General features: G+C 35.9%; 9 protein-coding genes. 2 read left to right on the top strand and 7 right to left on the bottom strand.

Features of this window, described 5'->3' with window-relative positions; all coding sequences use genetic code 11:
* Positions 1 to 447: 447 nt before the first annotated feature.
* The 7 genes from BFJ97_RS16895 to dnaA all read right to left on the bottom strand — a co-directional run bounded on the left by BFJ97_RS16895 (position 448) and on the right by dnaA (position 10,364).
* Positions 448 to 1,530 carry an HD-GYP domain-containing protein gene (locus BFJ97_RS16895; RefSeq protein ID WP_068985829.1) on the bottom strand — a complete coding sequence of 361 codons (1,083 nt, stop codon included), beginning with the start codon at positions 1,528 to 1,530 and terminating at the stop codon, positions 448 to 450.
* Between the two features lie 149 nt (positions 1,531 to 1,679).
* A complete protein-coding gene (gene gyrA, locus BFJ97_RS16890; RefSeq protein ID WP_068985828.1) occupies positions 1,680 to 4,145 on the bottom strand; it encodes a DNA gyrase subunit A in 2,466 nt (821 codons plus the stop codon).
* 25 nt (positions 4,146 to 4,170) lie between these two features.
* A complete protein-coding gene (gyrB, locus tag BFJ97_RS16885; protein ID WP_068985827.1) occupies positions 4,171 to 6,105 on the bottom strand; it encodes a DNA topoisomerase (ATP-hydrolyzing) subunit B in 1,935 nt (644 codons plus the stop codon).
* A gap of 92 nt (positions 6,106 to 6,197) precedes the next feature.
* Positions 6,198 to 7,313, bottom strand: coding sequence for a DNA replication/repair protein RecF (gene recF / locus BFJ97_RS16880; RefSeq protein ID WP_068985826.1), 1,116 nt, complete (start codon positions 7,311 to 7,313; stop codon positions 6,198 to 6,200).
* Positions 7,314 to 7,316: 3 nt separating this feature from the next.
* A complete protein-coding gene (yaaA, locus tag BFJ97_RS16875) occupies positions 7,317 to 7,541 on the bottom strand; it encodes a S4 domain-containing protein YaaA (RefSeq protein ID WP_068985825.1) in 225 nt (74 codons plus the stop codon).
* Positions 7,542 to 7,708: 167 nt separating this feature from the next.
* Positions 7,709 to 8,845, bottom strand: coding sequence for a DNA polymerase III subunit beta (gene dnaN / locus BFJ97_RS16870; RefSeq protein WP_068985824.1), 1,137 nt, complete (start codon positions 8,843 to 8,845; stop codon positions 7,709 to 7,711).
* A gap of 169 nt (positions 8,846 to 9,014) precedes the next feature.
* A complete protein-coding gene (gene dnaA, locus BFJ97_RS16865; RefSeq protein ID WP_068985823.1) occupies positions 9,015 to 10,364 on the bottom strand; it encodes a chromosomal replication initiator protein DnaA in 1,350 nt (449 codons plus the stop codon).
* Between the two features lie 683 nt (positions 10,365 to 11,047).
* Here dnaA and rpmH point away from each other — a divergent pair.
* Positions 11,048 to 11,182, top strand: coding sequence for a 50S ribosomal protein L34 (gene rpmH / locus BFJ97_RS16860; RefSeq protein WP_004233310.1), 135 nt, complete (start codon positions 11,048 to 11,050; stop codon positions 11,180 to 11,182).
* Between the two features lie 101 nt (positions 11,183 to 11,283).
* Positions 11,284 to 11,628 carry a ribonuclease P protein component gene (gene rnpA, locus BFJ97_RS16855; protein WP_068985822.1) on the top strand — a complete coding sequence of 115 codons (345 nt, stop codon included), beginning with the start codon at positions 11,284 to 11,286 and terminating at the stop codon, positions 11,626 to 11,628.
* Positions 11,629 to 11,898 lie beyond the last annotated feature (270 nt).

Below are 11,898 nucleotides of genomic sequence, written 5' to 3'. Positions count from 1 at the left end.
ATTAGCTCAAATTGTTTTGCTGGCATCATGTTTGATGTCCAAAATTTTGTTTCGTTCACTAACTCAAGGTTAGCTACTAAAAACTTTATTGATTACGTTTTGCTTGTTCAGTTTTCAAGGTTCATTTTTTCGTTTAATGCGTCACCTCTTGGCGACTTACTTATAATATCAAGAATCTAAAACTATGTCAACACTTTCTCAATAAATAATTTATATATCTATTATTCTTCTATTACATCAACATGTTTAAAGGTTCTAAATAATATTGATTCATTAATTCAAAGAGATAGTATTCTTTATTTTGAATTGTAGATAATAATTCTCTTGTATTCATCTCTTTATATTTAGAGATATTACGAATGCTTTTGTTTCACCTCATAAACTTGTGTCGACAGAAATAAAAATAAAAAAGACAACCGCCAATGTTAATGGGTTGCCTTTCGTCTATTATAAGTTCGTTATAATACGTGAAATATAGAAAGTACGATTTTTACTTAAATCAAATATCTCCCCTGAATGACTTAATTTGATAAGTGGTCGAGTTGGTGCAAATTTATTTACAAACATTACTTCGCCATGTTCAAGATTAGATAGTTCAACAATTGTTCCTATAGGAAGATCAGCAACAATATCTATAAGTGCACGAACTACTTTAATATCAAACTTTCCAAATTCAGATTCATTAATCATCTCTATAACTTTAAAAGAAGATTGCTTTGTTCTATAAACTCGTTCGCATGTCATTGCGTGGAATACATCTGCAACAGCGATAATTTGTGCAAAAGTAGAGATATTAGCAATTTTTTCTCCCTTCGGATAGCCACTACCGTTTAAACGCTCATGGTGCTGGAAAATAGCCTCTTTCATTGTATCCTTTAAGATTGTTAAATCTTTGACCATATGATAGCTATAAATCGGATGCTTATAAATTTCATCAAACTCCTGCTCTGTTAAGGTTGTTTTTTTATCACGGATACGTGGATGAACTTTTGCCATCCCACAATCAGCTAATAAACCTCCAATTGCAACTTGAATTGTAATTCCTTTGTCATAACCTAATTTTTGTGCAATCACTGCAGAAATCAATGCTGTTGCTACACAATGATGGTACAAATAGTCTTTTGGATTTGAATACTCATTTAAATCAAAAATTATTGTACGATCTTCTAAAACCATTTCTAATAATGGCAAGATAATTTTACGTGCTTTCGCAATATCTACCTTTGCTCCAGCTTCCCAGTTTTTAAATTCCTTTTTGAATTGCTCAACAGAATTGTCATAGACCCTTTTAAAAGTTGGAATAACCTCTGGTGGAACAACTAATTCTGTTTCTATTGTCTCTGATTGATTCTCTCTACCATCTTTATAAACAGGGACTCTTGAAATATTAAAAGCAAAAAAAACGTGTAAATGATCATAGGAAATTATCGTATTTTTAAAAATTATTGGATATTGTGTATTAGCAAAAATATCTTCAGAAATCACTTTACCAACACGTAATTCTGGAATTGGAACATATATTGTTTCCACCCGATTAACACCTCTTCACTATTTCACTACTTAAACATAAAGTTAATTTCATTTTATCACGAATTCAAAATAATTACTTATTTTTCATAATTTATGCTAAAAAAAAAAACCGATGAACGGCAACAATAGCTGTCGTCATCGGCCTATTATTATTCTTCTACTTGATCATTTTCTTCATTTGATTCTTCTTCTTTTTCAACCTTCGCTACAGTTGCAACAAGTTCGTCATCCCCTAAACGAATTAAACGAACTCCCTGTGTACTACGACCAATTAATGAAATATCATTCACATCCATACGGATTAGCATACCATTAATTGTGATAAGCATTAAATCCTCAGAACCATCAACAGTTTTTACAGCTACCATTGGACCGTTTTTATCAGTGATTTGAATTGTTTTCAATCCTACGCCACCACGGCTTTGTAAACGATATTCCTCTTCAGAAGTACGTTTACCGTAACCTTTTGCAGTAACAACTAAAATTTCCTGTCCTGGTTCAACGATTTCCATACCGACCACTTCGTCACCGTCACGAAGTTTGATACCGCGCACACCACCAGCAGTACGTCCCATTGAGCGAATATCATCCTCTTGGAAACGTACAAGCATGCCATCGCGTGTACCGATAATCACTTGCTTCTCGCCATCTGTTAAACGAACAGAAATAAGATCATCATCTTCTCGTAAACTTATAGCTATTAAGCCGTTTGTACGGATATTAGCAAATTGAGAAACTGGAGTACGCTTTGTAATACCTGTTTTAGTAGTAAAGATGAAGTATGCATCTTCTTCAAATGAATCAACACGAATCATCGCTGTTACTTTCTCACCTTTTTCAATATTGAGTAAGTTAACAATCGGTAATCCTTTCGCTGTACGACCAAATTCCGGAATCTCGTAACCTTTTGCTCTAAATACTTTTCCTTTTGAAGTGAAAAATAAAATTGTATCGTGTGTGGATGTATTCATAAGGTGCTCTACGAAATCATCTTCGTTAGTGCCCATACCTTGTACACCACGACCACCACGTTTTTGACTGCGATATGTATTCGCAGCTAAACGTTTAATATAACCATTGTGCGTTAATGTTACGACTGAATTTTCGACTGGAATTAAATCCTCGTCCTCAATCATCTCTATACCACCAGAAATAATTTCAGTACGACGTGTATCGTTAAAGCGTTCTTTCAGTTCTAATATTTCAGTACGAATAATATCAACAATTTTAGCTTCATCGGCTAAAATCGCTTTTAATTCCGCAATTAGGACTTGAAGCTCTTGGTACTCTGCTTCAATTTTTTCACGCTCTAATCCACTTAAACGAACTAAACGCATATCTAAAATTGCTTGTGCTTGACGTTCAGATAAATTGAATCGTTCCATCAATTGTGGTTTCGCCTCATCACCACTACGAGATCCACGGATAATAGCGATAATTTCGTCAATATGATCGAGGGCAATACGTAAGCCCTCTAAAATATGTGCACGATCTTCTGCTTTCCTTAAGTCAAATTCCGTACGACGACGAATAATAACCTTTTGGTGCTCTAAGTAATGATGCAACATTTCTTTTAAGCCCATTACTTTAGGCTGACCATTTACTAATGACAGCATATTAATACCGAAGCTAGACTGCATTGCTGTTTGTTTATATAAATTATTTAAAACTACATTAGCATTTGCATCTTTACGAATTTCAATGACTACTCGCATACCACGTCGGTCAGATTCATCACGTAGGTTAGTAATACCATCAATTTTTTTATCGCGTACAAGCTCTGCTATTTTTTCAATAAGCTTAGCTTTATTCACTTGGTATGGTAATTCATGAATAAGAATTGTTTCTTTACCATTTGATTTTTGTTCAATCTCTACCTTTGCACGAATAATGATAGAGCCACGACCCGTCTCGTAGGCACGACGAATACCACTACGGCCCAAGATTAATCCACCAGTTGGGAAATCAGGTCCAGGGATAATTTCCATCAATTCTTCCGTTGTAATAGCCGGGTTTTCAGAAAGTGCAATCACTGCATCTATCGTTTCACCAAGTTGATGTGGCGGAATATTTGTCGCCATACCAACCGCAATTCCTGCCGCTCCATTTACTAATAAGTTTGGATAGCGACTTGGAAGGACAATAGGTTCCTTTTCTGAACCATCATAGTTATCTGTATAGTCAATTGTGTCTTTATTAATATCGCGAAGCATCTCCATTGCAATACGAGACATACGTGATTCTGTATAACGCATCGCTGCCGCTCCGTCGCCATCGACAGATCCAAAGTTACCGTGACCATCGACTAACATATAACGATAGCTGAAATCTTGCGCCATACGTACCATTGCATCATAGATGGATGAGTCACCGTGTGGGTGGTATTTACCCATTACGTCCCCAACGATACGTGCTGATTTTTTATACGCTTTATCTGCTGTATTCCCTAGTTCTTGCATGCCATATAAAATACGGCGATGTACAGGCTTCAATCCATCTCGTACATCTGGTAACGCACGAGAAACGATTACACTCATCGCATAATCGAGGAAGGATGTTTCAATTTCTTTTGTTATATTAACTCCTTTAACACCGGAGCGTTCTTGTTCTGACAAAGTGTAGACCTCCTCTCAAAAAAAATTAAATATCTAAATTAGCGTATACAGCATTTTCTTCGATAAATTGACGACGCGGTTCAACTTCATCGCCCATTAAACGCTCAAATGCTTGGTTTGCTTTAATTGCATCATCTAATTCTACTTGTAACAATGTGCGATGCTCAGGATCCATTGTAGTTTCCCAAAGCTGCTCTGCATTCATTTCTCCAAGACCTTTGTATCGTTGCACATTTGGTTTCGGCATTTTTGGTAGTCGTTCTAAAATTCCCTTTAATGTTTCTTCATCGTAGCAATATTCAACATGCTTACCTTGCTTTACTTGATAAAGAGGTGGCTGTGCAATATAAATATAACCTGCCTCTACGAGAGGTCGAAGGAAACGGAAGAAGAAAGTTAACAGTAATGTTCGGATGTGCGCACCATCAACATCAGCATCTGTCATAATAACGATTTTATGGTAACGAGCCTTTTCTAAAGTAAACTCTTCCCCAATACCTGTACCAAATGCTGTAATCATTGCACGAATTTCTGTATTGGATAAAATTTTATCTAAACGTGCTTTTTCAACGTTAAGGATTTTACCACGTAACGGTAAGATTGCTTGGAAGTGTCGGTCACGCCCAGATTTTGCTGACCCACCGGCAGAGTCACCCTCAACGATATAAATTTCACATTCTGATGGATTTGTTGATGAACAGTCAGCTAATTTCCCCGGTAAACTTGATACTTCAAGTGCATTTTTGCGACGTGTAAATTCACGTGCTTTTTTAGCAGCGACACGTGCACGAGCAGCCATTAAACCTTTTTCTACAACCTTACGAGCAACAGTAGGATTTTCTAACATAAAACGTTCAAAACCATCTGAGAATAAGGAGTTAGTAATTTGGCTAACTTCAGAGTTACCAAGCTTTGTTTTTGTTTGTCCTTCAAATTGTGGATCAGGGTGCTTAACTGAAACAATAGCTGTTAACCCTTCACGAACATCCTCACCAGTAAGATTTGCATCTGACTCTTTTAATTGCCCGTTTTTTCGCGCGTAATCATTAATAACACGTGTTAGAGCTGTTTTAAAACCAGACTCATGTGTACCGCCTTCATACGTATTAATGTTATTAGCAAATGAAAAAATATTTGAAGAGAACCCAGCATTATATTGCATAGCAATTTCAACTGAAATTCCATCCTTTTCTCCAAGAACGTCAATTGGTTCATGGATTGGCTCTTTAGATTGATTCAAATGCTCTACATACGAACGAATACCACCTTCATAGTGATACGTTGTAGAACGTTCTTCATCTTCGCGTTCATCAGCAATAGTAATTCTGATACCACGATTCAAATAAGCTAATTCACGAATACGATGTGCTAAAATATCGAATTCATAAACTGTAGTCTCTTTAAATATTTCCGGGTCAGCTTTAAAACGTGTAGTTGTTCCATTACGATCTGAGTCACCAATAATTGTTAGCTCTTGAACCGTTTTTCCACGTTCAAATTTAATCTCATGTATATGACCCTCACGATGAACTTGAACGATTGTCTCAATTGATAGAGCATTTACAACAGATGCCCCTACACCATGTAGACCACCAGATACTTTATATCCTCCACCGCCGAACTTACCGCCAGCATGTAGCACTGTCATAATAACTTCAACAGCAGGCTTACCTATTTTTTCTTGAATACTTACGGGAATACCACGACCATTATCTTCTACACGAATCCAATTGTCTTTTTCTATCGTTACTGTTATATCTGTACAAAATCCTGCAAGTGCTTCATCAATACTATTATCAACAATTTCCCATACTAAATGGTGTAGCCCTTTAGAGCTTGTTGAACCGATATACATCCCCGGTCTTTTACGTACCGCTTCTAAACCTTCTAATACCTGTATCTGATCGGCTTCATAAGCTTGATTTTGTAAACCTTCGTTCTCTATAGCCACGGCTTTCATCTACTCCTTCATAACATCATTGTGTGTAAATGAATGAACAGTCAACCGAGCTGACTATTACCATTCTTTTGTAATCTAAAAAACTCCCCGGGCTAACTTTCTTCAATCGCTCCTTGTTTCACGTGAAACAGCTGTGCATGCTCCATCGTTTCATGATGAATTCCATCAACACTTGTAGTCGTTACAAAAGTTTGAACTTCACCTTGAATGGTATTTAATAAATGCGATTGACGATAATCGTCGAGTTCCGACAATACATCATCTAAAAGTAGTATGGGTGTTTCATTTGTTTCTTGTTTAATTAACTCAATTTCAGCAAGTTTTAATGAAAGAGCGGTTGTACGTTGCTGTCCTTGCGAACCGTATGTCTGAACATCATAGCCATTTACTAAAAACTGCAAATCGTCTCGATGTGGACCAACTAGTGTTACACCTCGATCAAATTCACGCTCCTTAGCTTCAAGTAGTTTTTTATGCAAGAAGCCTTCAATTTCACTGGAATTATGTTCTTTTTCGATACCAGCTACTGTGCGGTATTTAATAACTAACGTTTCTTTCCCTTGTGAAATACCTGCGTGAATTGGCTCTGCCCACTCCTGCAATAAATCCATAAATTGAAATCTTTTTCGAATAATTTGGGTAGCTGCGTGAATATATTGTTCATTATAAACCTCGTACATCACGTCATCTGACATTGCTTTACCTTGATTCATTTTCAAAAAGTGGTTACGTTGTTTTAAAATTTTTTGAAAGGTTAATAAATCATGTAAATAGACAGGCGAAATTTGCCCAATCTCCATATCAATAAAACGTCGCCGTATTTGCGGACTTCCCTTTACAACGTTTAAATCTTCGGGTGCAAACATCACGACATTCATTTGGCCAATATAATGACTGAGGCGACTCTGTTCTATGTGATTTATCTTACCTTTTTTGCCTTTTTTCGTAATCGTAAGCTCAATCGGTAAAATACCATGCCTTTTTTGAACTGCCCCTTCTATTTTACCATAGTCTGAATCCCAACGTATTAATTCTTTATCGTTCGTCGTGCGGTGGGATTTAGCCATCGCTAATACGTAAATAGATTCCATAACATTTGTTTTTCCTTGAGCATTTTCACCAATAAAAACATTAATTTTTGGAGAGAAGTTTAAAGCTAAGGCATCATAGTTACGGTAATTTGTAAGTTTTAATTGCTCTATATGCATAATCTACTGTCCAGCGGTACCAACGATACGGAATCGACCACATCCAGGAATATTTACAATGTCACCATCACGTAATTTACGACCGCGGCGATCATCTACTTCTCCATTTACATATACATCATTTTCGTGTAAAAACCACTTGGCCATGCCACCAGAGCTAATAGCATCAGTCATTTTCAAAAGTTGCCCTAATGTGACAAACTCTACATCAATTTCAATGTCCTTCATAGCTGTGTTTCCCTCCAAATACAGATTGTCTATCTCTCTATCATACCTAAAATTTCGTCATAAGTAAAAAAAGATAGTCGCAATTAGCGACTATCCGAATGTTTTCCAAAGCAATAAAAACCTAAAAGTATGGAGTTTTATTTTCTCCAACGAAAGTAGTTTAAATTTTAGTAAGTACGTACAGGTAAAATCAATTGTAAAATAGCATCATCATGAACAGAGCGTAAAATAAACGGTCTCATTGCACCTGTGAATTGTATAACCACATCTTGACCATCTATTGCTTTTAATGCTTCCATCATGTATTTCGCACTGAAAGAAATCTTTAAGTTCTCCCCTTCTAATGACTCGACAGGAATTTCCTCTTGTACTTTACCTATCTCTGGAGAATTAGAAGAAACTTCAACAGCTTGATTATCTAAAATCTCGAAACGTACAACATTATTACGATCGCCACGAGCAACAAGAGATGCACGATCAATTGCTTGTAATAATGATTTACCATTAATCGTTAAATTTGTTTGATATTCTTCAGGAATCAAACGTGTTGTATCTGGGTAATTCCCTTCAAGTAAACGAGAGAAGAATAATACTTCTCCAGTTTTAAATAATACTTGCTGACTTGTTATAACAATTTGTACAAGATTCGTTGAATCCTCTAATACTTTATTTAACTCATTCAAACTTTTACCAGGAATTACAACACTATGTTCAACTTCAGGTAAACTATCTAGTTGAACTTTACGTCTTGCCAAACGGTGGCTATCTGTTGCAACACAGATTAATGTTTCATTTTTTATTTGCCAGTTTACACCTGTCAACACTGGTCTACTTTCTGAAGTGGAAACAGCGAATACTGTTTCACGGATAATTGATTTTAATAGATCTGCAGGAATAGTAAATTTTTGATCCTCTGTTAATTCGGGTAATAAAGGATATTCAGCAGCATCTGAGCCAATTAAGTGGAATTCAGATTTACCTGAACGGATATGAGTTTGGAAACCAGGTGTTACTTGAATTTCAACCTCATTTGTTGGTAACTTACGTACAATCTCATTGAACATACGGGCTTGTACAACAATCGATCCTGTTTCAGTAATATGAATTATTTGTTGACCATCTTCTTCAACTGGAATAAATGTTTGAATTGTAATATCAGCATCACTACCTGTTAAGCGAATGCCCTCATTTGTTACATCGATTTTAATCCCCGTTAAAATTGGAATAGTTGTTTTAGAACTTACAGCTTTCATGACATCATTTAAACCCTCTAATAAACGGTCACGTAAAATATCAAATTTCATTCATTTTCCCTCACATATTTATATTATTTATTTATATAAAATAAAAAAGATATAGTAATAGGTCCTGTGGATTTGTGGATAAGTGTATTTAAGTGAATAAAATCAGTCTATCCACATGTAGATAGACTGTGTATAAGTTTGTGTTTAAACGATTGTGTTGTCCACAGAATTATTTCCCTAGCATGCTTCGAATTTGTTTAATATCTTGTTGCAGCTGAACGTCATTTTTCAACATAGAAGATATTTTCTCGTGAGCATGAATAACAGTAGTATGATCACGTCCACCAAATTCTTCGCCAATTTTCGGCAGCGAAAAATCTGTTAATTCGCGGGATAAAAACATCGCGATTTGACGTGGAAAGGCAATTAACTTTGTACGTTTTTTCGCGGCAAAGTCCTCTAAACGAATATTAAAATGCTCTCCTACTGCATTTTGAATGTCTAATATAGTGACAGTTCGTGGCTTCGAATTAGGGATAATATCTTTTAATGCTTCAGCAGCCAAAGTTGCATTAATGTCCTTGTTAACAAGTGATGAGTAGGCAACGACGCGAATAAGCGCACCTTCAAGCTCCCGAATATTGGAGTCAATCTGGTTCGCAATATAGAGCATAACTTCATTTGGCACTTCTAGACCATCAGCCTTTGCTTTTTTTCGAAGAATGGCGATACGAGTTTCCAAATCAGGTGGTGCAATATCTGTAATTAGTCCCCATTCGAATCGGGAGCGTAAACGATCTTCCAATGTCGGGATTTCCTTAGGAGGACGGTCACTGGAAATAACAATTTGTTTCGATTCTTCATGCAATGTATTAAAAGTGTGGAAAAATTCTTCCTGAGTTGATTCTTTTCCAGCTAGAAATTGAATATCATCAATTAGCAGTACATCTACATTGCGGTATTTATTGCGAAAATCAAGTGCCTTATTATCTCGAATTGAGTTAATAAATTCATTAGTAAATTTTTCAGATGATAAATATACAACTTTTGCATTTGGATTATGTTCTAAAACATAATGACCAATCGCGTGCATTAAGTGTGTTTTGCCAAGCCCTACTCCCCCATAGATAAAAAACGGGTTATAAGCCTTTGCAGGCGCTTCAGCGACAGCTAGTGATGCAGCGTGAGCAAAGCGGTTACCAGAGCCAATAACAAACGTATCAAAAGTATACTTCGGGTTTAACATCCCTGGTGAAATATCATGATGATCGTTATTTTTTGCTTGGATAATCGGCGCTGGCAGATCGAAATCGTCCGAATCCTGGTTTTTTTGAACAACAAACTTAATAAGCAAGTCTTCGCCTGTAAGCTCCGTTAATATACCTGTAATCAAATGAATATAATGATTTTCAAGCCAGTCTCGAGCAAACGAATTTGGCGCAGCAATGGTCACAGTAGAACCACTTCCATTGTAAGAAAGTAGTTTAGTAGACTTTAGCCACGTTTCGAAGCTTGGTTTAGAAATTTTTTGTTCAACTTGAGCCAGGACATTATTCCATAGTTCTTCTAAATGTTCCAAGCTGCTAATCTCCTTTACAGTTCAATACAAGTACAGCAATCAAAAAGCGCATTTATAGTAATGGTAAATACGTTCATTTTACAACTCGTCCACAAACTCACAAGTTGTGGATAAAAGTTAACCAAAGGCTGTGATAAAAATTATCCACAGCATATCAACAGTTGTGGATAAAATAAATGTTCATTTCAGTTTTCAACAAAGTGAAGCACAGATATCGTATCAGAAAAACAAAGTCATTTCAATAGTTTGTGAAACTTATCCACATACCTTTGATTTATACACTTTAGAGTTGTCCACAGTATCTGCTTATGTGTAAAAGCTGTAGATAAATGTTGTGGATAAAAAATAATGCAAAAAATACTATACACAACTCTGTGTAAAAAAAACAAGTACTCTGTGGATAATTAATGTAAGTAAAAAAGATAAATATTAAAATCCGTTCTTAAATAAAAATTAGGTGCATACGAATATGCATAGAGAGAATGGATAGTGTTAGATCTGAGACCTTATAGGAATACCTGCGCTTAAGTACATATATTGGCGGAGAGCGGTAAAAGATATACATAGACTTGCTTAAAGAAAGAAATTTATGAAATTCATTGACAAAATAACTAGTTACTTTATATAATGTTCAGGTCTGTATGTTGAAAAACTCAACTTTCATTCAGGAGGTGTCTATATAAATGAAACGTACTTACCAACCAAAAAAACGTAAGCACAGTAAAGTTCACGGTTTCCGCGCACGTATGAGCACGAAAAACGGCCGTAAAGTTCTTGCTGCACGTCGTCGTAAAGGAAGAAAAGTATTATCAGCATAAAATAAGTCCACTGAGACACATCAGTGGTCTTTTTTTTCTTTATTTTTGGTAAACCTAGAAATGAGGATCAAAAGATAATTATCTAGTAGCAGGTGAAAGAAATGAAAAAACGCCAACGAGTGAAAAAAAACGATGATTTTCAAAAGGTGTTTAAAAAGGGTAAATCTTTCGCTAATCGTCAGTTTGTCGTGTATATATTTGAAAAAGAGGGACAAACGGAATTTCGTGTAGGTTTATCGGTTAGTAAAAAGCTTGGGAATGCGGTAACACGCAACCAGATCAAACGCTATATTAGGCAGAGCATTCATGAATTAAAGGATGAGTTAAAGCCAAATATGGACTATGTTATTATCGCCAGACAACCGGCGGCCACTATGGATTTTCATGAAGTGAAACAAAGCTTGCAGCATGTTCTACGAATCGCGAAAGTATTGAAGAAAGCGTAATACGGAGGGCAGCCAAAGTGGCGAAAAGAATTTATTTTAGAAGTATGTTTTAAAGTACCGCAAAATACACATAGGGGTATTTTGTGGTACTGTTTCATAAGGATATATGTAAAATTAGTAACATACGCAAGTACATTGTTAGAATAATTAGTAGAGAGAAACGTTATATGCATGATAAAATAACTGATAACTTTATTCAGTAGTAGCAGACTTTCAATGGATAAAGAAGAAGAATGCATATAGTTTTAGAAAAAGTGAATAGTATTTGTA

Source organism: Lysinibacillus xylanilyticus, assembly GCF_001708185.1.
GTDB classification, from domain to species: domain Bacteria; phylum Bacillota; class Bacilli; order Bacillales_A; family Planococcaceae; genus Lysinibacillus; species Lysinibacillus xylanilyticus_A.
This window is presented reverse-complemented; position numbering and strand designations above follow the sequence as displayed.

Bases quoted from the DNA above. Each gene is read 5' to 3' on its own strand.
- gyrB (WP_068985827.1), bottom strand. From the start codon at position 6,105: ATGAAAGCCGTGGCTATAGAGAACGAAGGTTTACAAAATCAAGCTTAT.
- recF (WP_068985826.1), bottom strand. From the start codon at position 7,313: ATGCATATAGAGCAATTAAAACTTACAAATTACCGTAACTATGATGCC.
- yaaA (WP_068985825.1), bottom strand. From the start codon at position 7,541: ATGAAGGACATTGAAATTGATGTAGAGTTTGTCACATTAGGGCAACTT.
- dnaN (WP_068985824.1), bottom strand. From the start codon at position 8,845: ATGAAATTTGATATTTTACGTGACCGTTTATTAGAGGGTTTAAATGAT.
- rpmH (WP_004233310.1), top strand. From the start codon at position 11,048: ATGAAACGTACTTACCAACCAAAAAAACGTAAGCACAGTAAAGTTCAC.
- rnpA (WP_068985822.1), top strand. From the start codon at position 11,284: ATGAAAAAACGCCAACGAGTGAAAAAAAACGATGATTTTCAAAAGGTG.